The sequence below is a fragment of the Pseudomonas sp. TNT2022 ID1044 genome (genome assembly GCF_028656895.1).
GTDB classification, from domain to species: domain Bacteria; phylum Pseudomonadota; class Gammaproteobacteria; order Pseudomonadales; family Pseudomonadaceae; genus Aquipseudomonas; species Aquipseudomonas reinekei.
Genome location: NZ_JAMDHB010000006.1, coordinates 330,904 through 352,129 on the forward strand (window position 1 = coordinate 330,904; position 21,226 = coordinate 352,129).

Annotated in this window: 19 protein-coding genes; 6 read left to right on the forward strand and 13 right to left on the reverse strand. The window is 61.3% G+C overall.

The window, feature by feature from the left end; genetic code table 11:
• Positions 1–272: 272 nt before the first annotated feature.
• Together argA and argE are read right to left on the reverse strand one after the other, a co-directional pair.
• Positions 273–1,571, reverse strand: a complete 1,299-nt coding sequence (gene argA, locus M5G20_RS09810; RefSeq protein WP_075946396.1) for an amino-acid N-acetyltransferase — start codon at positions 1,569–1,571, stop codon at positions 273–275.
• 232 nt (positions 1,572–1,803) lie between these two features.
• Positions 1,804–2,970, reverse strand: coding sequence for an acetylornithine deacetylase (gene argE / locus M5G20_RS09815; RefSeq protein WP_273918983.1), 1,167 nt, complete (start codon positions 2,968–2,970; stop codon positions 1,804–1,806).
• A gap of 156 nt (positions 2,971–3,126) precedes the next feature.
• On the opposite strand from argE, the gene M5G20_RS09820 reads away from it, so the two are divergent.
• Complete coding sequence (locus M5G20_RS09820; protein WP_273918984.1) at positions 3,127–4,497, forward strand: CYTH domain-containing protein; 1,371 nt, start codon at positions 3,127–3,129, stop codon at positions 4,495–4,497.
• Between the two features lie 118 nt (positions 4,498–4,615).
• Here the strand turns inward: M5G20_RS09820 and M5G20_RS09825 are convergent, their stop codons facing one another.
• Positions 4,616–5,086: an Lrp/AsnC family transcriptional regulator gene (locus tag M5G20_RS09825; RefSeq protein ID WP_273918985.1), complete on the reverse strand. Its 471-nt coding sequence runs from the start codon at positions 5,084–5,086 to the stop codon at positions 4,616–4,618.
• A gap of 126 nt (positions 5,087–5,212) precedes the next feature.
• Here M5G20_RS09825 and M5G20_RS09830 point away from each other — a divergent pair, with 126 nt between their 5' ends.
• From M5G20_RS09830 to M5G20_RS09840, 3 genes are all read left to right on the forward strand, one after another.
• A complete protein-coding gene (locus M5G20_RS09830) occupies positions 5,213–5,551 on the forward strand; it encodes a hypothetical protein (RefSeq protein ID WP_273918986.1) in 339 nt (112 codons plus the stop codon).
• A gap of 90 nt (positions 5,552–5,641) precedes the next feature.
• Positions 5,642–7,426 (forward strand): GspE/PulE family protein, encoded by a 1,785-nt coding sequence (locus tag M5G20_RS09835; RefSeq protein ID WP_273918987.1) that lies wholly within the window; start codon positions 5,642–5,644, stop codon positions 7,424–7,426.
• 75 nt (positions 7,427–7,501) lie between these two features.
• Positions 7,502–7,819: a DUF2388 domain-containing protein gene (locus M5G20_RS09840; RefSeq protein WP_150734084.1), complete on the forward strand. Its 318-nt coding sequence runs from the start codon at positions 7,502–7,504 to the stop codon at positions 7,817–7,819.
• Positions 7,820–7,989: 170 nt separating this feature from the next.
• Here the strand turns inward: M5G20_RS09840 and gcvP are convergent, their stop codons facing one another.
• The 10 genes from gcvP to M5G20_RS09890 form a co-directional block, all read right to left on the reverse strand.
• On the reverse strand, positions 7,990–10,863 hold the full coding sequence (gene gcvP / locus M5G20_RS09845) for an aminomethyl-transferring glycine dehydrogenase (protein WP_273918988.1): 2,874 nt from the start codon (positions 10,861–10,863) through the stop codon (positions 7,990–7,992).
• A 168-nt stretch (positions 10,864–11,031) separates the two neighbouring features.
• Positions 11,032–11,415 carry a glycine cleavage system protein GcvH gene (gene gcvH, locus M5G20_RS09850; RefSeq protein WP_273918989.1) on the reverse strand — a complete coding sequence of 128 codons (384 nt, stop codon included), beginning with the start codon at positions 11,413–11,415 and terminating at the stop codon, positions 11,032–11,034.
• Positions 11,416–11,464: 49 nt separating this feature from the next.
• Complete coding sequence (gene gcvT / locus M5G20_RS09855) at positions 11,465–12,547, reverse strand: glycine cleavage system aminomethyltransferase GcvT (RefSeq protein WP_273918990.1); 1,083 nt, start codon at positions 12,545–12,547, stop codon at positions 11,465–11,467.
• A 156-nt stretch (positions 12,548–12,703) separates the two neighbouring features.
• Complete coding sequence (locus M5G20_RS09860) at positions 12,704–14,320, reverse strand: ABC transporter permease (RefSeq protein ID WP_273918991.1); 1,617 nt, start codon at positions 14,318–14,320, stop codon at positions 12,704–12,706.
• Between the two features lie 145 nt (positions 14,321–14,465).
• Positions 14,466–15,470 carry an extracellular solute-binding protein gene (locus M5G20_RS09865; protein WP_273918992.1) on the reverse strand — a complete coding sequence of 335 codons (1,005 nt, stop codon included), beginning with the start codon at positions 15,468–15,470 and terminating at the stop codon, positions 14,466–14,468.
• A 222-nt stretch (positions 15,471–15,692) separates the two neighbouring features.
• On the reverse strand, positions 15,693–16,910 hold the full coding sequence (locus M5G20_RS09870) for a 2-octaprenyl-3-methyl-6-methoxy-1,4-benzoquinol hydroxylase (RefSeq protein WP_273919053.1): 1,218 nt from the start codon (positions 16,908–16,910) through the stop codon (positions 15,693–15,695).
• 9 nt (positions 16,911–16,919) lie between these two features.
• The gene (locus M5G20_RS09875) at positions 16,920–17,405 is read right to left on the reverse strand and encodes a DUF4442 domain-containing protein (RefSeq protein WP_273918993.1); all 486 of its coding nucleotides are present in this window, start codon (positions 17,403–17,405) and stop codon (positions 16,920–16,922) included.
• Positions 17,398–18,585: a 2-octaprenyl-6-methoxyphenyl hydroxylase gene (ubiH, locus tag M5G20_RS09880; RefSeq protein ID WP_273918994.1), complete on the reverse strand. Its 1,188-nt coding sequence runs from the start codon at positions 18,583–18,585 to the stop codon at positions 17,398–17,400. The genes M5G20_RS09875 and ubiH overlap by 8 nt, the downstream gene beginning before the upstream one ends.
• Positions 18,582–19,916: a Xaa-Pro aminopeptidase gene (pepP, locus tag M5G20_RS09885; RefSeq protein ID WP_075946411.1), complete on the reverse strand. Its 1,335-nt coding sequence runs from the start codon at positions 19,914–19,916 to the stop codon at positions 18,582–18,584. The genes ubiH and pepP overlap by 4 nt, the downstream gene beginning before the upstream one ends.
• Positions 19,917–19,942: 26 nt before the next feature.
• Entirely contained in the window at positions 19,943–20,500 is a 558-nt protein-coding gene (locus M5G20_RS09890; RefSeq protein ID WP_273918995.1) for a YecA/YgfB family protein, read from the reverse strand.
• A gap of 196 nt (positions 20,501–20,696) precedes the next feature.
• Here M5G20_RS09890 and M5G20_RS09895 point away from each other — a divergent pair, with 196 nt between their 5' ends.
• On the forward strand, positions 20,697–20,906 hold the full coding sequence (locus M5G20_RS09895; protein WP_007982902.1) for a TIGR02449 family protein: 210 nt from the start codon (positions 20,697–20,699) through the stop codon (positions 20,904–20,906).
• Positions 20,903–21,220: a cell division protein ZapA gene (locus M5G20_RS09900; RefSeq protein WP_007978902.1), complete on the forward strand. Its 318-nt coding sequence runs from the start codon at positions 20,903–20,905 to the stop codon at positions 21,218–21,220. Before M5G20_RS09895 ends, M5G20_RS09900 begins: the two co-directional genes overlap by 4 nt.
• Positions 21,221–21,226: the final 6 nt, after the last annotated feature.

Sequence of the window (21,226 nt, forward strand, 5' to 3'; positions counted from 1 at the left end):
CCGCCATCACGACCAAGCGCGCACTATCCAAACCATTTATTACAGTTTGTGTATCGCTGTGAATTTCTTTTACCGCGCGTGGGGTTTACGCCCGGATGCACCGTGGCGGCCAGGACGGCGGGTACGGGCGCGAGGCGAAGTGTTTGAAGGGACAGGGGAGGGTCGAAACAGTGCTGCCGGACTATTCGCCATCTGTCAGCGCGAAAATTGTGCAGGCGTATGCAGCCCCTGTGGCGAGGGAGCTTGCTCCCTCGCCACAAAAGCACCGCGATTTACAGCGCTTTTTCGAAGATCTTCGAATTACGCTGATAGTTGTACAGCGACGCCCGTGCCGATGGCAGGCGGTCGACGCTGCTCGGCACGAAACCACGCTCACGGAACCAGTGCGCGGTGCGGGTGGTGAGCACGAACAGCGTCTTCAAGCCTTGGGCGCGGGCGCGGGTTTCAATGCGCTCCAACAGCTCATCGCCGCGACCGCCGTGACGGTACTCCGGGTTTACCGCCAGGCACGCCAGCTCTCCGGCATCCGAATCGGCAATCTGATAGAGCGCCGCACACGCGATGATCATGCCTTCGCGCTCGACCACGCTGAACTGCTCGATCTCGCGCTCCAGCACCTCGCGGGAACGGCGCACCAGGATGCCCTGCTCTTCCAGCGGGCTGATCAAATCCAGCAAACCGCCGACGTCCTCGATGGCCGCTTCGCGCACCACTTCGAACTGCTCTTGCGCGACCAGCGTACCGCCACCGTCGCGGGTGAACAGCTCAGTCAGCAGCGCGCCGTCTTCGGCATAACTGACGATATGGCTGCGGGCCACGCCGCCACGGCAGGCTTCAGCGGCGGCATCCAGCAGCTCCGCCTGATAGTTACTGCCCAGGCGCTGCAAATGCGCCGGCACCTGCTGCGGACGCAGTTCGCGCACCAGACGGCCGTTTTCGTCGATCAAACCCAGATCGGCGCCGAACAGCAGCAACTTGTCTGCGCCCAGGTCGATGGCCGCGCGGGTGGCAACGTCTTCACAGGCGAGGTTGAAAATTTCACCGGTCGGCGAGTAACCCAGCGGCGACAGCAGCACGATGGAACGCTCGTCCAGCAAGCGGTTGATGCCTTTGCGGTCAACCCGGCGCACTTCGCCGGTGTGGTGATAGTCGACGCCCTCGAGCACGCCGATCGGCCGTGCGGTCACCAGATTGCCGCTGGCCACCCGCAGGCGCGAGCCCTGCATCGGCGAGGACGCCATGTCCATGGACAGCCGCGCTTCAATGGCGATGCGCAACTGGCCCACCGCATCGATCACGCACTCCAGCGTTGCAGCATCGGTGATGCGCATGCCGTGGTGATAATGCGGGGTCAGGCCGCGAGCGGCGAGGCGCGTTTCAATTTGCGGACGGGACCCGTGCACCAGCACCAGTCGCACGCCCAGGCTGTGCAACAGCACCAGGTCGTGGACGATATTGCCGAAGTTCGGGTGTTCAACGCCGTCGCCGGGCAGCATGACGACAAAGGTGCAATCGCGGTGAGCGTTGATGTAAGGCGAAGCGTGACGAAGCCAATTAACGTATTCGGGCATGAACCTGGGCCTGTAATAAATAGCAGCCGATAAAAGGGCGGAACAGAAAACGCACAGCGGGCTGATGGTTATCGTCGGAACAGGCTTGGCGACACGCGCGCTCTCCTCATGAATACGGGTTTGAACATCGGCAATTTATACATGAAACCTGCAGGAGCCGGCTTGCTGGCGATGCAAGCGCTGCGGTCTGTCAGATGAACCGCGTCATCCTTCATCGCCAGCAAGCCGGCTCCTACACGTCGTGTCGGGTTTGGGCCGGTGTCAGGCAGTAATGTTCAATCAACTGTCGTAATAGATGCACCGTAGGCTGCAAACGTGACATTTCAAGGTATTCCCCCGGCTGGTGGGCGCAGGCGATATCGCCCGGGCCGAGCACCAGTGTCTCGCAGCCAAGGTGCTGAAGATAAGACGCTTCTGTGGCGAACGCCACTGCTTCGGCACCATGGCCGGTCAGCTTTTCGGCAATGCGCACCAACTCGGCATCTTCAGCCTGCTCGAAGGGCGGCACTTCGGGGAATAGCGGCGCGTAATCGATCTTGACCTGATGCCGCTCGGCAATCGGATTGAGCTTGCGCTGGATCTCGGCCCGCAGGAATTTGGGGTCCATACCTGGCAACGGTCGCAAGTCGAACTCCAGCGAACACTGCCCACAGATGCGATTGGGATTGTCGCCGCCATGAATGCAGCCGAAATTCAGGGTCGGCGTCGGCACGCTGAACTGTGGATTGCGGAATTCACGCTGCCACAACAGGCGCAGGCCGCGCAGTTCACCCATGGCATCGTGCATGGCTTCGAGCGCGCTATGGCCCAGGCGCGGGTCGGAGGAATGGCCGCTTTGCCCGAGAATGTCGATGCGCTCCATCATGATGCCTTTGTGCATGCGGATCGGCTTGAGCCCGGTCGGCTCGCCGATCACGGCGGCACGCCCCAGCGGTCGCCCCGCTGCAGCCAGCGCCCGGGCACCGGACATCGAGCTTTCTTCATCACACGTAGCAAGGATCAGCAGCGGTTGCTTGAACGGTTGATCGAGCAGCGGTTTGACCGCTTCGATGGCCAGGGCGAAAAAACCCTTCATGTCGCAACTGCCCAACCCGATCCAACGCCCATCGACCTCGGTCAACTTCAGTGGATCGGTCTGCCACAACGCGCCATCGAACGGCACGGTGTCGCTGTGACCGGCCAGCACCAGCCCGCCAGGACCGGAACCAAAACTGGCCAGCAGATTGAATTTGCCCGGGCTGACCTGCTGGATATCGCAGGCGAAACCCAGGTCACCGAGCCACGCTGCCAGCAGATCGATCACCGGGCGATTGGACTGATCGAGGCTTGCCTGGGTGCAGCTGACGGACGGTGCAGCAATCAGCGCAGCGAATTGATCTTTCATGGACGGCAAAGGCATCGCTGACTCCAACTCCCGAATTGAAGACCATCATAGAACCATCCGGCGACAGGAATAAACCGTCGCGCGGCGGAGCAAGGTCGAGTCCTGTACACTGCACGACCTTGGCAGCCACCTATTCCCCCGGCTGCGCTCCCGATCCTGGATTTTCCGGCCATGCAGAAAGAAACCGAAATCAAACTCCGCGTCAGCCGCGAAACCCTCGCCGCCCTGCGCGAGCACCCTCTTCTTAAAAAACGCAACAAAAGTGGCTGGGAACGCCGTGAGTTGATGAATCAATACTTTGACACCCCAGAGCGCGATCTGGCCCAGGCCAAAGTTGCCCTGCGCCTGCGCAAGGATGGCGAAGAAGTGATCCAGACCCTCAAGACCCGCGGGCAGAGCGTCGCCGGTCTGTCGGTGCGTAACGAATACGACTGGAACCTGCCCAAAGCCAAGCTCGACCTGAAGAAACTCGACGGCGAATGCTGGCCCGAAGAACTGGCCGAACTGGACAAGAAAACCTTGAAGCCGATCTTCACCACCGATTTCGTCCGCGAACGCGCGGAAATCGCCTGGGGCCGCGGCAAGACCAAAGTGGTCATCGAAGCCGCTCTGGACCTGGGCCACGTCGTGGTCGGCAAGCAGAAAGAAGAAATCTGCGAGCTGGAACTGGAACTGCGCGAAGGCGAGCCGGCCGCGCTGCTGGAACTGGCCGCCGAGCTGGCGGAAAAACTGGCGCTGATGCCCTGCGATATCAGCAAGGCCGAGCGCGGTTATCGCCTGTACGACGCCCACAGCTATTCGTTGAGCCTGCCGGCGCCGCAGATCACCGCCGAAACGCCGCTGGACGACGCGTTCGCCGCGCTGAGCTGGCACTTGCTGGGCAGCAGCCAGCGGCTGGCCGAGCAGTATCGCTTCAATGGCCACTGGCGCCTGCTGCAGGACTGGGTCGAAAGCCTGGCGGAATTGCGCGCGCTGATCAGCAGCCTCGGTCAAGCCGCACCGCGTCAGTCGACCCACGACCTGCGCGTTGCGCTCGATGCCTTGCTGGAAGACTGGCGTCCGCTGGTGCAAGCCGGCCTTGACGATGAAGACGTGCGCAAAGCCGCGCCGGAGCAATTCCTCGAGGAACTGGAAGACCCGCGTTGGGGCCTGTTCTCCCTGACCACCTCACGCTGGTTGCTGGCCCGCACCTGGACCGCCGAGCGCAACACCCGTGGCAATCGCCAGGGCGCTGCGCAATTGGGTAGCTGGTTGCCACGTTTGCTGGGCGAAGAAGCCACTTCGCTGCAATTGCAGCGTTATCAGCAACAACCGGAAGATCTGGCGGAACAGTTGCCGCGCATCGAGCGCATCCAGGTCTGGCTGCACCATGCGCGCAACGTGCTGGAAGTCCCGGAAATGGATCGCCTGTACGGTGAGCTGAACAAACTGGCGCAACTGGCCAACGAACCGACGATCACTGACGAACTGCTTGATGCGCGTAAGCAGCAGGCGATTGCGGTCTATCAGAACCGTGCCTGGAAGATGCTTCTGCGCATGTAACCCTGTGGCGAGGGAGCTTGCTCCCGCTGGAGGCCGAAGGACTCCCAATTCCGACAAACGCCGGTTTTGGGGTCGCTTCGCAACCCAACGGGAGCAAGCTCCCTCGCCACAAAGGCAATTACCGCACCACCGGCAAACTGGTAGTCGACTTGATCTCCGACAACGCCACAACCGAATTCACCTCCTGAATCCCCGGCACCAGCGACAGCTTCTCGAAAAAGAAGCGCTCATAGGCCTCGATGTCCGCCGCGACGATCCGCAGCATGAAGTCCACCGCCCCCATCAGCACATAACACTCCAGCACCTCGGGAAACCCGCGAATCGCTTCGGTAAATTCGGTGAAGTTCGAACGCCCGTGGGCATTGAGTTTCACTTGGGCGAATATCTGCGTGTTGAGGCCGATTTTCTTGCGGTCGAGCAACGTCACCTGCCCGCGAATGATCCCCTCCTCCTTCATTCGCTGAATCCGCCGCCAGCACGGCGACTGCGATAGCCCGACCTGTTCGGCGATCTGCGCACTGGAGAGCGAAGCGTCTTCCTGCAGCAACGCGAGAATTTTACGGTCGTAGCTGTCCAGCTCGCTGTGCATAAAAAAACCTTTAACTGATAGATTTTTGGATTACATGATCCATTAAACCTCGAATACGCCCAATCATAGATAAGAAATACCCCGCACCGAATGTAAAAATTTCTCCACTCAGTCTGGAGACCGATCATGCCGCAGCTGCAAGCCGTAAACACCTCGCCCACCCGCGCCGACGTCTGGAATGCCGGCAATGCCCACTGCCGTGTGCAATACCAATTGCTGGCCGAAGCCGAGCCGGACGTGCTGTGCCGCGCGCTCAACCTGTTCGCCCTGCAATTTCTCACGCCGGACCAGGTAAACGTGCAGCGCCAGGACGACCTGCTGGCTATCGAGATCGTCATGGACGGATTGAGCTGGCACCGAGCCCAGGTGATTGCGGAAAAACTTCGTAACCTGATCAGCGTGTGCTCGGTCGAGCTGCAAACCGCCGATTCGGCCTGGGTTGAAGCGGCTCAGGCGGCGGGTTGAAAAGACTGGATACGGCTTCGTCGGGTAGTGGCCCAACGGTCCGTGGGGTGGCGGCTATCCTTTGCGGACTGTTGTTCAAAAGGAGCCCGCATGTCCGTTCAATTCGCCATTCAGGACCGCTGGCTGGATCTCAATGATGTGCTGCGTGAGCTGGTCGCCCAAGGGTTTATCAACCAGGACGCAGCTGAGCAGGCGCTCAACGCCCGACGCCGGCATGCTGCCCAGGGTCAGATGCACCCGTTGGAGTTCATCGCCAGCCAGCAGCTGGACGACCTCAGCCGGCCGGGCAAACACCTCGACCTGGAAAACCTGACCCTGTGGCTGTCCCAGCAGGCCGGCCAGCCTTACCTGCGTATCGACCCGCTGAAGATCAACGTCGCGGCCGTGACACCGCTGATGTCTTACGCCTTCGCCCAGCGCCACAAGATCCTCGCGGTGTCCATCGACCGCGACGCCGTGACTGTCGCCAGCGCCCAGCCTTACGTCAACGGCTGGGAAGCCGACCTGACCCACGTACTGAAGCTGCCGATCAAACGCGTGGTCGCCAACCCCGTGGATATCCAGCGCTTCAGCGTGGAGTTCTTTCGCCTGGCCAAGTCGGTTACCGGAGCGAACAACGCCGACCAGCAGGTCAACACCCTGGGCAACTTCGAACAGTTGCTCAACCTCGGCGCCAGCGATCAGGAGCCGGACGCCAACGACGCGCACATCGTCAACATCGTCGACTGGCTGTTCCAGTACGCCTTCCAGCAGCGCGCCAGCGATATCCACATCGAGCCCCGGCGCGAGCAGGGCACGGTGCGTTTCCGCATCGATGGCGTGTTGCACAACGTCTACCAATTCCCGCCGCAAGTAACCATGGCCATCGTCAGCCGCTTGAAAAGCCTGGGCCGGATGAACGTCGCGGAGAAGCGTAAACCCCAGGACGGCCGGGTGAAAACCAAGACCCCGGATGGCGGTGAAGTCGAACTGCGGCTATCGACGCTGCCAACGGCCTTTGGCGAAAAAATGGTCATGCGGATCTTCGACCCCGAGGTGCTGCTCAAGGACTTCGACCAACTGGGATTCTCCGCCGACGACCTGCGACGCTGGCAGGACATGACCCGCCAGCCCAACGGCATCATTCTGGTCACCGGCCCGACCGGTTCGGGCAAGACCACCACGCTCTACACCACGCTGAAGAAGCTGGCGACGCCGGAGGTCAACCTCTGCACCATCGAAGACCCGATCGAAATGGTCGAGCCGGCGTTCAACCAAATGCAGGTCCAGCACAACATCGACCTGACGTTCGCCGCCGGCGTGCGCGCATTGATGCGGCAAGACCCGGACATCATCATGATCGGCGAGATCCGCGACCTGGAAACCGCCGAGATGGCAATCCAGGCCGCCCTCACCGGACACCTGGTGCTGTCGACGCTGCACACCAACGATGCGCCCAGCGCCATCAGTCGCCTGCTGGAACTCGGCGTGCCACATTACCTGATCAAAGCCACGGTACTCGGCGTCATGGCCCAACGCCTGGTGCGCACCTTGTGCCCGCACTGCAAGGCGCCGCAAGCCTTGAATGAAGAGGACTGGCAAACCCTGACCCGGCCCTGGCAAGCGCCGCTGCCGACCAACGCGCAACGCGCCATCGGTTGTCTGGAATGCCGCGACACCGGTTATCACGGACGGGCGGGCGTCTACGAAATCATGCAGCTCACCGACGGCATCAAAACCCTGATCAACCCGGACACCGACTTGCTGGCGGTGCGGCGCCAGGCGTTCAAGGAAGGGATGCGCAGCTTGCGATTGTCCGGGGCGCAAAAAGTGGCCGCCGGTTTGACCACCGTCGAAGAAGTCCTGCGCGTGACGCCGCAGAGCGAGCAGAAGTAGCTGGGCGGTGACGGAACTCGATTGGGGAAATGGCAATCCAACGCCGTAGTTAAAAAACCCTGTGGAGTCACCCCTATGCGTTTCAAACTTGCTGTCGCCACCATGGCCTTGTTGTCCCTGCCAGTCGGTTCGGCGATGGCTGACACCTTTTGGCGTAACGTCATTTCGTCCGGTGCGACCACCGGTTCGACCTACCTGACCTTCAAGGATCACAAACTGATCGTTGCGGCCCAGGACGACGCCGGCAGCTTCGTTGCCAGCGACGGAGGCATCCGCGGCCCATATCTGGAAGCGGCCATGCAGAAAGTCCGCGCCGACAATCCGGGCCTGCAGGCTACGGATATGGAACTGGCGAACGCGATTCTGGCGAAGAATGCCGTGGCTGCCGAATAAGCCCGGTTGCTGAACAGAAATGCCGCTCATCTGAGCGGCATTTTTTTGCACCGTACAAAACCCCTTGTAGGAGCTGGCTTGCCAGCGATGGCGGCGTACCCGTCACCGGAGATGTTGGATGTGCCGGCCTCATCGCCGGCAAGCCTGCTCCTACAGGGGCGTGTCTTTTTTCAGCGGTACTCATCCAGCGGCACACACGCACAAAACAGATTCCGGTCCCCGTAGACGTTATCCACGCGGTTCACCACCGGCCAATACTTGTGGGCCTTGGTGTGCGCATCCGGTGTCACCGCTTGCTCGATGCTGTAGGGACGCTCCCAGATCCCGGTGATATCAGCCAGTGTATGCGGCGCACGTTTCAAGGGATTGTCCTCGGCCGGCCAGTTGCCATTTTGCACTTCGGTAATCTCTGCGCGGATGCTCAGCATGGCCCCGATGAACCGGTCCAGTTCCGCCTTCGATTCACTTTCCGTAGGCTCGACCATCAACGTCCCCGGCACCGGGAACGACATGGTCGGAGCATGGAAGCCATAGTCCATCAGGCGCTTGGCCACATCCTCTTCGGTGATCCCGGTCAGCGCTTTCAATGGCCGAAGATCAAGAATGCACTCATGGGCCACCCGCTCGTTACGCCCGGTGTAGAGGACCGGGAACGCGCCGGACAAATGTTGTGCCAGGTAATTGGCCGCCAGGATCGCCACTTCGCTGGCGTCCGCCAGTTGCGGCCCCATCATGGCGATGTACATCCAGCTGATCGGCAGGATACTGGCGCTGCCCCAGGGCGCCGCGCTGACCGCGCCGTTCTGCGCCAATGGCCCGTCGATGGGCACCACCGGGTGGTTGGCCACGAACGGCGCCAGATGCGCACGCACGCCAATCGGCCCCATGCCCGGCCCGCCGCCACCGTGGGGAATGCAGAAGGTTTTGTGCAGGTTCATGTGGGACACGTCGGCGCCGATGTCCGCCGGTCGCGCCAGTCCGACCTGGGCATTGAGGTTGGCGCCGTCCATGTAAACCTGCCCACCGTGGCTGTGGATAACTTCGCAAATCTCGCTAATGCCTTCCTCGTAAACGCCATGGGTCGAAGGATAAGTCGCCATCAGGCAGGCCAGTTTTTCCCCTGCCTGCGCAGCCTTTTCCTTCAAGTCATCCAGATCGACGTTACCGGCCTCATCGCACTCAACGATCACCACGCGCATCCCGGCCATCTGCGCTGACGCCGGGTTGGTGCCATGGGCCGATGACGGGATCAGGCAGATATCCCGCCCACCCTGCTGGCGGCTCTCGTGGTATTTGCGGATCGCCAGCAACCCGGCGTATTCGCCCTGGGCACCGGAGTTGGGTTGCATGCAGATCGCATCGAAACCGGTGATCGCGCAGAGCCAGCGCTCCAGCTCTTCGATCATCAATGAATAGCCGACGGCCTGATCCTTCGGCGCAAACGGGTGCAGATTGGCGAACTGCGGCCAGGTGATCGGGATCATCTCGCTGGTAGCGTTGAGCTTCATGGTGCACGAGCCCAGCGGGATCATCGATTGATTGAGTGCCAGATCCTTGTTTTCCAGTTGTTTGAGGTAGCGCAACATTTCAGTTTCGCTGTGATGGGCGCTGAACACCGGATGACGCAGATAGGGCGTGGTGCGTGCCAGACCGGCGGGAATGCCGCAGGCCAGCGTTTGCCCGTCCAGTTCGTCGACGTTGAGCCCATGATCGGCACCCAGGAACACATCGAACAGTTTTGCCACAGTGGATTCGTTACAGCTTTCGTCGAGGCTCAAGCCCAATCGTCCACGCCCCAGGATGCGCAGATTGATCTGCGCAGCCACCGCACTTTCAATGATCGCGGTCTGGGTGCCCCCGACTTCCAGCGTCAGGGTGTCGAAGAACTGCTGGTTCAGGCGCTTGATGCCCTTGCGCTCAAGCCCCTCGGCGAGGATGCAGGTCAGCCGGTGCACACGCTGGGCAATGCGCTTGAGCCCTTCCGGCCCGTGGTAGACCGCGTAGAAACTGGCGATGTTGGCCAGCAGCACCTGGGCCGTGCAGATGTTGGAGTTGGCCTTCTCACGACGGATATGTTGTTCGCGGGTTTGCAGGGCCATGCGCAAGGCGACGTTACCTCGGGCATCTTTCGACACGCCGATGATCCGCCCGGGAATCGCCCGCTTGTATTCGTCGCGGCTGGCAAAAAACGCCGCGTGCGGCCCGCCGTAACCCATCGGCACGCCGAACCGCTGGGATGAACCGAACACCACGTCCGCTCCCAACTCGCCCGGCGGGGTCAACAACAGCAGGCTCAGCAAATCCGTGGCGACACAAGCCAGCGCGTGTTGGGCATGCAGGTGATCGATCAACGGACGCAGGTCGCGGATCTCGCCATGGGTGTCGGGATACTGCAGCAGCGCACCGAACACCTGGTGCTGTTTCAAGTTATCCACAGCATCGATGATCAACTCGAAGCCGAAGCCTTCGGCGCGAGTCTGCACCACGGAAATGGTTTGTGGATGGCAGTTTTCATCGACGAAGAACAGATTGCTTTTCGATTTGGCAACGCGCTTGGCCAGGGCCATCGCTTCCGCCGCGGCGGTCGCTTCGTCCAGCAGTGAGGCGTTGGCCAGCTCCAGCCCCGTGAGGTCGATGGTCAATTGCTGGAAATTCAATAACGCTTCGAGCCGACCCTGGGCGATCTCCGGTTGATAAGGCGTGTAAGCGGTGTACCAGCCGGGATTTTCCAGCACGTTGCGCAGGATGACGGGCGGCGTGAGCGTGCCGTGATAGCCCATGCCGATCAGGCTGGTCCAGACCTGATTCTGCTCGGCATAGCCGCGCAGCTTGGCCAGTGCCGCTTCTTCGTCCAGTGCCGGTGGCAGATCGAGCGGCTGGTTCAGGCGAATTCCCGGCGGCACGGTCTGTTCGATCAGTTCGACCCGGCTGCCAAGACCGAGGCTGTCGAGCATCGCCTGTTGCTCGGCGGCATCCGGCCCTAGGTGACGGCGGAGAAAGGCATTGGGGTCGCGTAACTGGCTCAGGGACGGCAACTGGGACATGACGGGCTCTCTCTTGACTGGCGCTCAGCGTCGATGCAACACGGTCAAACCAGCATAGCAGCCGATGCACACTTCCCCTTGTGGGAGCGAGCCTGCTCCCACAAGGGATCTTCAGCGCAAATAACAAAGCCCCGACGAGTCGGGGCTTTGAGGATCACGCTTGAAGGCTTACTCGCCGATGGCGGCCTTGTAAGCCTCTGCATCGAGCAGCTTGTCCAGGTCAGCCGTATTGCTTGGCTTGAGTTTGAAGATCCACGCGCCGTACGGATCAGTGTTCAGAAGCTCCGGGTTTTCGCCCACCTCTTCGTTGATCGCAATCACTTCACCGGCAATCGGGGCGTAGATGTCGGAAGCGGCCTTGACCGATTCAACGACACCGGCCTGATCTTCAGCGGCAAACACTTTGCCCACTTCAGTCAGCTCAACGAACACCACATCACCCAGCGCTTCCTGCGCGTGATCGCTGATGCCCACGGTGACGGTGCCATCGGCTTCCAGACGTGCCCATTCGTGACTTTCGGCAAAACGCAGGTCGGCAGGAATATCGCTCATGTTCTGTGTCCTCAAGATTTTGTTAGCGGTCAAAGTCCGCCGGAAAAGGTTAGATCAAGGTTTTGCCATGGCGTACGAAGGTCGGTTTGACCACTCGGACCGGGTACCACTTGCCACGGATTTCCACTTCTGCGCGGTCGGCAGTTGCCATCGGCACGCGCGCCAGTGCAATCGACTTGCTAAGCGTAGGAGAGAAACTACCACTGGTGATCTCCCCTTCGCCAACATCAGCGATGCGGACCACTTGATGAGCGCGCAAAACACCGCGCTCCTCAAGAACCAGCCCCACCAGTTTGTGCTGTACGCCGCCGGCCTTTTCGGCTTCGAGCGCCTTGCGCCCGATGAACTGGCGCGAGGCCGGTTCCCAGGCAATGCTCCAGGCCATGTTGGAGGCCAGCGGGGAAACGTCCTGATTGATGTCCTGACCGTAGAGGTTCATCCCGGCCTCGACCCGCAGCGTATCGCGCGCGCCCAGACCGATCGGGGAAATACCCGCGCCCACCAGGTCGTTGAAAAAGCCCGGTGCCTGATCGGCCGGCAAGATGATTTCCAGACCGTCTTCACCGGTGTAACCGGTTCGCGCGATGAACCAGTCACCGTCGGGCTGGCCTTCAAAAGGCTTGAGAAGCTGGATCAGGTTGCCGCGGGACTGGTTCACCAGTTCGGCAATCTTGTGCCGGGCGTGAGGCCCCTGAATGGCCAGCATTGCCAGTTCGGCCCGTTCGCTGAGCTGCACCTTGAAACCGTCGAGATGGGCCTGCATCCACGCCATATCCTGATCGCGGGTGGACGCGTTGACCACCAGGCGATAACCCTCATCGAGGCGGTAGACGATCATGTCGTCAACGATGCCGCCACGCTCATTGAGCATGGTGCTGTACAACGCACGGCCAGAGCTGTGCAGGCGTTCGACGTCGTTGGCCAGCAAGTGCTGCAGCCAGGCCTTGGCCTGGGGGCCGCCGACATCGATCACGGTCATGTGGGATACATCGAAGACACCGCAATCGCGGCGCACCTGATGGTGTTCCTCGACCTGCGATCCATAATGCAGGGGCATATCCCAACCGCCAAAATCGACCATCTTCGCGCCAAGGGCGAGATGAAGGTCATACAGAGGCGTACGCTGTCCCATGGGTTTCTCCTTCCGGGCGTGGCGAAGGTGCGGGCGAGTGATAAACCGTATGCAAACCTTGAAATCAAAGGCTTCCAGCCGATTTTTACTACCTTGTCTGTCAGACGGACCGCACCGAATGCCGCGCATTGTAGCCGCAAGGTGTAGGACTGACACCTAGCTGTTTCGATGCGCCGAACGTCGTATCAATCCGATTACCGGTAGCAGCCCGACCAAAACCAGGGTCAGCGCCGGCAAAGACGCCCTGGCCCACTCACCCTCACTGGTCATTTCGAAGATGCGCACTGCCAGCGTGTCCCAGCCAAACGGGCGCATCAGCAGGGTCGCCGGCATTTCCTTGAGAACATCGACGAACACCAGCAACGCCGCGCTCAGCGAACCGGGCAGCAATAACGGCAGATACACTTTGAAAAACAGTCGTGGCCCACTGACACCCAGGCTACGTGCCGCTTCGGGCAAAGAGGGCCGTATACGTGCCAGGCTGCTTTCCAGCGGCCCGTAAGCCACGGCGATGAAGCGCACCAGATAGGCCAGCAACAGCGCCGCCAGACTGCCCAGCAGCAGTGGCTTGCCGTCACCGCCAAGCCAGCCGGAGAGTGGAATCACCAGTTCGCGGTCCAGATAACTGAACGCCAGCATGATCGACACCGCGAGCACCGAACCGGGCAAGGCGTAGCCAAGATTGGCCAGGCTGACACCCGCACGGATGCCTTGCGTCGGCGCCAAACGTCGGGCAAACGCCAGGACCAGGGCGACACTGACGGTGATCAACGCGGCCATCGCGCCCAGGTACAAGGTGTGGATGATCAGCCCGGTGTAACGCTCATCGAGATCAAAGCGCCCACGCTGCCAGAACCACACCACCAGTTGCAGCATCGGAATGACGAAGGCGCAGGCAAACACCAAACCGCACCAGCCGGTGGCCAGCAGCGCTTTGCCCCCACGCAGGTGGTACAACGCCTTGACCCGTGGCCGTTCATTGCTCGCCCGATTGGCGCCACGGGCACGACGCTCGCCGTACAGCACCAGCATCACCACCAGCAGTAGCAGGCTGGCCAGTTGCGCGGCGGTGGAGAGGCTGAAAAAGCCGTACCAGGTCTTGTAGATGGCGGTGGTGAAGGTGTCGAAGTTAAACACCGAGACGGCACCGAAATCCGCCAGGGTTTCCATCAACGCCAATGCCACGCCTGCGCCGATGGCGGGACGCGCCATGGGCATGGCCACCCGCCAGAACGCTTGCCATGGCGATTGCCCAAGCACCCGCGCGGCCTCCATCAGGCCTTTGCCCTGCGCCAGGAATGCCGTGCGTGCCAGCAGGTAAACGTAGGGATAGAACACCAGCACCAAGACCAGAATCACCCCGCCCGTGGAACGCACCCGTGGCAGGCGCAGCCCCGTGCCGAACCATTCACGCAACAGCGTTTGTACGGGACCGGCGAAATCCAGCAAGCCGACAAAGACGAACGCCAGCACGTAGGCCGGAATTGCAAAAGGCAGCATCAACGCCCAGTCCAGCCAGCGTCGGCCGGGGAATTCGCAGAGGCTGGTGAGCCAGGCCAGGCTCACACCGAGAACCGTCACGCCGACGCCAACCCCGAGCACCAGGGTCAGGGTATTGCCCAGCAGGCGCGGCATCTGCGTTGCCCAGAGATGGGACCAGATCTGTTGATCGATGCTTTGCCAGGACAGCAGCAACACGCTCAAGGGCAGCAGGACCAGCGCAGCGATGGCGAAGACCAGGGGATACCAGCGGCGTTGGGCGGGGTGGGCCAAAGGAAAAGCTCTCTGGAGAAAAATCAACGAAATGTACGTGAAACACAAAAAGATCGCAGCCTCCGGCAGCGCCTACAGTGAGTGGGTGATCACCCTGTAGGCGCCGCCGAAGGCTGCGATCTTTTACTCTTTAAACCAGCAGGTGTCAGTTCCAGCCAGCCCGATCCATCAGGCGAATCGCTTCAGCCTGACGCTTGCCCGCGATTTCCACCGGCAAGGTGTCCGCAACGAACTTGCCCCATGCGGCCACTTCAGCGGATGGCTGAACAGCCGGGTTGGCCGGGAATTCCTGGTTCACGTCAGCAAAGATCTTCTGCGCTTCAGGCGTGGTCATCCACTCCACCAGGGCCTTGGCGGCTTCCGGGTGCGGCGCGTGCTTGGTCAGGCCGATGCCCGACAGGTTGACGTGCACGCCGCGATCCGCCTGGTTCGGCCAGAACAGCTTCACCGGCAGCTCCGGTTTCTGCTTGTGCAGGCGACCGTAGTAGTAAGTGTTGACGATACCCACGTCGCATTGGCCGGCGTTGATGGCTTCAAGCACCGCAACGTCGTCGGAGAACACGTCGGTGGACAGGTTGTTGACCCAGCCCTTGAGGATCTTCTCGGTTTTCTCGGCACCGTGCACTTCGATCATGGTGGCGGTCAGGGACTGGTTGTACACCTTCTTCGCCGTGCGCAGGCACAGGCGACCCTCCCAGTTCTTGTCGGCCAGTGCTTCGTAGGTGGTCAACTCACCCGGCTTCACCCGCTCGGTGGAATAGGCGATGGTCCGTGCGCGCAGGCTCAGGCCGGTCCAGGCATGGGACGCGGCGCGATATTGCAGCGGGATGTTGGCATCGATGGTCTTCGAGGTGAACGGCTGGAGGATGCCCATCTGCTCGGCTTGCCAGAGGTTGCCGGCATCCACCGTCAGCAGCAGGTCGGCAGTGGCGTTCTCACCCTCGGCCTTGATCCGCTGCATCAGCGGCGCTTCCTTGTCGGTGATGAACTTCACCTTCACGCCGGTTTTTGCGGTGTAGGCATCGAAGACTGGCTTGATCAGTTCGTCGATACGCGAGGAGTAGACCACCACCTCGTCGGCGGCCTGGGCCGCGGTGCTGCCAATCAGGGTCAAGGCCAGTGCGGTCAGTAGACGCTTCGGTGCCAACATGGGAGCGGTCTCTCGATTAAAAAATGGAAGCCAAATGATAAGGACTCACATTTGCCTTCTCAATCGAACAGTTGGTGGAGGCGTTACCAAATGTTGCACAGCCGAAAAAGGAGGTGAATGTGCCGACGCATTCGCGAGCAGGCTCGCTCCCTCAGTGGAACGCATTTCAAATGTGGGAGCGGAGCCGGCTCGCGAAGAGGCCAATCAGCCCCAGCGAAAATCTCAGGCCTTGGCGAGTGCCGGGAGATCGCCAATCAGTCCGAGGGCTTCGCGCACAAACAACGCTTTGGCCTCGGGCATCTGGTCGACCATCTTCAGCCCGGTATTACGCAACCAGCGCACCGGCAACGGGTCGGCCTGGAACAAGCGTTCGAAGCCCTCCATTGCCGCCATCAGCGCCAGGTTATGGGGCATGCGGCGACGTTCGTAGCGGCTGAGCACTTTCACATCCGCCAGCCGCTCGCCACGGCCTGCCGCTTGCAACAACACTTCGGCCAGCACGGCGGCATCGAGGAACCCGAGGTTCACGCCCTGCCCGGCTAGCGGATGGATGGTGTGGGCCGCATCGCCAATCAGCGCAAGGCCTTCAGCCACGTAACGCTTGGCATGACGCTGACGTAGCGGCACGCACAGGCGCGGGTCGGCGTTGAGCACGGCCCCGAGCCGGCCTTCGAAGGCGCGTTCCAGTTCGCGGCAAAACGCCTCGTCATCCAGCGCCATCAAGCGTTCGGCTTCGCTCGGTGTGGTCGACCAGACGATCGAGCACCAGTCCTGCTGACCATCACGCGCCAGGGGCAGGAACGCCAGGGGCCCGGTATCGGTAAAGCGCTGCCAGGCGGTCGATTGGTGGTTTTTCGAGCAACGCACGCTGGTGACGATGGCGTGATGCAGATAATCCCACTCCCGTGTCGCAACGCCCGTCAGGCGCCGCACCGCCGAGTTGGCGCCATCGGCCGCAATCACCAGCGGCGCACGCAGGGTGCGGCCGTCGGCCAGGGTCAGCAGCCAATCGTCGCCGGAACGACGCATCTGTTCGAGGCGGGCATTGGCCAGCAACCCCAGGTCGCAATCGTGCAAGCGCTCGAGCAAGGCGTCCTGCACCACGCGGTTCTCGACGATATGCCCCAGCACCTCGGCATGCACACTGGCCGCCGAGAAGTGAATCTGCCCCGTGCCGCTGCCGTCCCAGACCTGCATGTCGCTATAGGGACTGCTGCGCCGGTTGGCGATGCCGTCCCAGACACCCAGGCGTTCGAGAATCCGCTGGCTGGCGATGGACAGCGCACTCACCCGCGGTTCGAACGGGGCTTGAGCGTCAAACGGTTTGACGCTCATCGGGCTGCCGTCGAGCAACAGGACTTCCAGCCCGCTGTCCTGCAACGCCAGCGCCAGGGCGCTGCCGACCATTCCGGCTCCGACAATCAGCAGATCTGCGCGCATTTCCATGCTTTAAGCCTGTCTCGCTTGCGGCTTGAGCCGCACGTAAAGGGTTTTTCCGACGCGTGCTACGAGGTTGCCAGCACCGTCATGAATATCGACCTGCAGTTGCGGCAGGTATTTTTCGCCACCCGCCGTTTGCCGCCGAATTTCGTCGAGCAAGGTGTCGTCAATGTTGAAACGGGCGAACACCGGGCCTTTGCCCGGCGCGATGAAATCGATGTCGGCAGCCTTGTCCCAGACGATGTACTTGCGACCCAGGTTCTCCATCAACATCAACATGAAAAACGGGTCGACCATCGAATACAGGCTGCCACCAAACTGGGTACCAACGTAATTGCGGTTGTACCAGCTCAGGCCCATGCAGACCTGGATGTCGCGGAAATCATCGCTGATGTGCTGCACCCGAACGCCAGCGCCAAGGTATGGCGGATAGAAGCTCATGAATCGGCGCATCAATCGCGCCTTGCCGAACTTGCGCGTCAGCCACTTAAGCATCAGGGCGAGTACCCAGGCCCATGGCCTGCCGGGCGAACCAGCGCTTGGCCGGCGGCAGCAGATCCAGACCGAGCAGCCCGAGATTACGGCCCAGCGAAACCAGTGGCTGGGTGCTGCCGAACAGACGCGTGACCTGATCGGAAAAACCGACGGTGAGGTTCTGGTCCAGACGCTGACGCTCGCGATAGGCCTGCAAGGTCGCAAAATCGCCCGGTGACTGCTCGCTGGCGAGCAACGCATCGGCCAGCGCCTGGGCATCACGCAACGACAGGTTGAAACCCTGTCCGGCAATCGGGTGCAAGCTGTGGGCGGCATTGCCAAGCACCGCCAGATGCGAACGCACCTGTTCTTCGGCCTCGACCAGCGCCAACGGGTACAGATGTCGAGCGCCAACCTGCTTCAACGTGCCCAGGCGATAACCGAACACGCCCTGCAATTCACTCAGAAAACTGCGTTCATCCAGCGCGGCCAAGCGTTGCGCATCCATCCCCAGGCGAGTCCAGACCAATGCACAGCGGTTGTCCGGCAATGGCAGCAACGCCATCGGCCCATCATCGGTAAAGCGTTCGAACGCCATGCCGTTGTGGGCTTCACTCGGGGTGATGTTGGCGATCAGTGCGCTTTGATTGTACGGACGCTTTCGAATGCCGATCCCCAGTTGCTCGCGCAGGCCGGAGCGGCCGCCATCAGCCAACACGGCGAGGTCGCACTCCAGCGTGGTTTCGTCATTGAGGGTCAGGCGATAGCCATCGGTGAGCGGTTCCATGCGGGTGACTTCCGCCGGGCAGCGCCAACTGATGACGTCTTTGTCCAGGCCTTGCCACAGGCATTGGCCGAGCCAGGCGTTTTCCACCACGTAGCCCAGCGCCGGAACGCCCTCTTCCATGGCCGACAGCCGCGCCGTGGAAAAACGCCCGCGGTCGGAAACGTGAATCTGTTTGATCGGCTCGGCACGACGGGAGATCTCCTGCCAAACGCCCAGCCGCTGATAAATCTGACGGGCACCAAAGGACAATGCGGTGGAGCGCGCGTCATAACTTGGCTGATAGGTATCGCCGGGGGCGAAGGGCTCGATCAGGACGATTTTCCAGCCCCGGGCCTTGGCCCCGGCCTGCAACGCCAACGCGAGGCTGGCACCGACCAGGCCACCGCCGATGATTGCCAGATTGACTCGACTCATGCCGCTTGTGTCCGCGCTTGCGCCATCAAGGCCTCGATTTCAGCGACCGTTTTCGGTACGCCTTTGGTGAGGATTTCACAGCCGGTTTTGGTGACCACTACGTCGTCCTCGATGCGCACGCCAATGCCGCGCCATTTTTTCGCCACGCTCTGATTGTCCGGGGCAATGTAGATCCCCGGCTCCACCGTCAGCGCCATGCCGACCTCCAGCACGCGCCATTCGCCACCGACCTTGTATTCGCCGACGTCATGCACATCCATGCCCAGCCAGTGACCGGCGCGGTGCATGTAAAACGCCTTGTAGGCTTCGCCGGCGATCAATTCGTCAACATTGCCCTGGAGCAAACCCAATTCCACCAGGCCCGAAGTGATCACCCGGACCGTCGCTTCGTGGGCCTGATTCCAGTGTTTGTTCGGCGCGATTTCGGCAAACGCCGCTTCCTGGGCCGCCAGCACCAATTCGTAGATCGCCTTCTGCTCCGCCGAATACTTGCCATTCACCGGCCAGGTGCGGGTGATGTCGCTGGCGTAGCAGTCGATCTCGCAACCGGCGTCGATCAGCACCAGCTCGCCGTCCTTGAGCACGGCGTCATTCTGCTGGTAATGCAGGATGCAGCTGTTGCGCCCCGTGGCGACGATCGAGCCGTAAGCGGGCATCTTCGCGCCACCCTTGCGGAATTCGTAATCGAGCTCCGCTTCGAGACTGTACTCATACAACCCGGCACGACTGGCCTGCATCGCACGCACATGCGCCTGGGCAGAAATCCGTGCAGCCTCGCGCATCACCTTCACTTCTGCCGCCGATTTATACAGGCGCATGTCGTGCAGCAGATGATCCAGGGCAACGAATTCGTTCGGTGGCTGGGCGCCGAGGTTGGCCTTTGAGCGGATCACGTTGATCCACTCCATCAAATGCCGGTCAAATTCGGGGTTGCTGCCCATGGCCGAATACACCCGGTCACGACCCTCGATCAGGCCCGGCAGGATGTCGTCGATATCCGTGATCGGGAAGGCGTCGTCGGCACCGAAGTCGCGAATCGCGCCTTCCTGCCCGGCCCGCAGGCCATCCCACAGTTCACGTTCGGCATTGCGTTCACGGCAGAACAGGATGTATTCGCCGTGTACGCGCCCTGGCATCAACACCAGCACCGCCTGAGGCTCGGGAAAACCGCTGAGGTACTGGAAGTCGCTGTCCTGGCGGTAGACGTGCTCTACGTCACGGTTGCGAATGGCGACCGCGGCGGCGGGCAGGATGGCGATGCTGTTGGGTTCCATCTGCGCCATCAAGGCCTTGCGGCGACGGCTGTATTCCGATTTCGGGATATGGATCATGGGCAGATGGCGTTCCCTGGCTTAGATCAGTGCAGCGACGGTTTGGCGGCGGCCGCCACGTCTTTCTTGGTTTCCGAGAACAACAGCAGCGGCGCGACGCGCAGGTATTCCATGACTTCCATGTAGTCGGACTCGCCGTCTTCGGACTCTTCCAGCGCATCTTGCACTTGGGAAATGGCTGCCAGGTCCTGCAGCACTTCGGTGGCCTCGGTGCTAAGGGCGCTGCTGTCACGGCAGTTCAAGCCGAAGCCGCTGAGGAAACCCTGGCACCACTCGCCCAGTGCGGCGGCACGCTCGGTGAGCGGAGCATCGTCGGTGGGCAGCAACAGAACGACGGTCACGTCATCGCCGGTGAGCTCGCCTTTTACCATCTCTTGCAGGCCGATCAAGGCGTTGCGAACGTTGTCCTGCGGCTCGTTTTCCAGCAGTTCAGCGGCGTCGATCAGCCAGCCTTCGGCATCGAAACCGGCGCCGGCGCAGCTGCGACCGAGCAGCAGGCCATGCAGTTCGGCAGGCGAGACATTGTGACCGCTGGACGTCAGCAGGGTGGCGAAGGCTTGGTACGGGGAATTCTGAATGGTCATGGGCAGCTAGGCGCCAGACGGCGCTATGTCTAGAATGAAGGCCTTGTATCCTACATCGACTACCCCTGTAGGAGCGAGCTTGCTCGCGATGGTCGTCAACGATAACGTTGCGTACCTGACACCCCCGTGGCGATCTCCGGTTCATCGCGAGCACGCTCGCTCCTACAAGTCCAACACCCATCAGACAGTGAAGACAATGGAAGACACCGACCTGCAAGCGCTGATGGCCAGACTCGAACTACTCATTACCCGAGTCGAGCAACTTAAGAGCCAAAACGGACTCTTACTTGCTCAGGAAAAGACCTGGCGCGAGGAACGCGCGCACCTCATTGAAAAAAACGAAATCGCCCGGCGTAAGGTCGAATCGATGATTTCGCGCCTCAAGGCCCTGGAGCAAGACTCATGAGTTCAAGCAATAGCGTCACCGTGCAGATCCTCGACAAAGAGTATTCGATCATCTGCCCCCAGGAAGAACGCAGTAACCTGGTGAGCGCCGCCCGCTATCTGGACGGCAAGATGCGCGAGATCCGCAGCAGCGGCAAAGTCATCGGTGCCGACCGTATCGCCGTGATGGCCGCGCTGAACATCACCCACGACCTGCTGCACAAGGAAGACCGGCCGGATGTGCAGGTCAGCGGCTCGACCCGTGAGCAGGTGCGCGACCTGCTCGATCGCGTCGATCTGGTGCTCGCAACCGATCCGGACGTCACCAAAGGCTGATTCGGC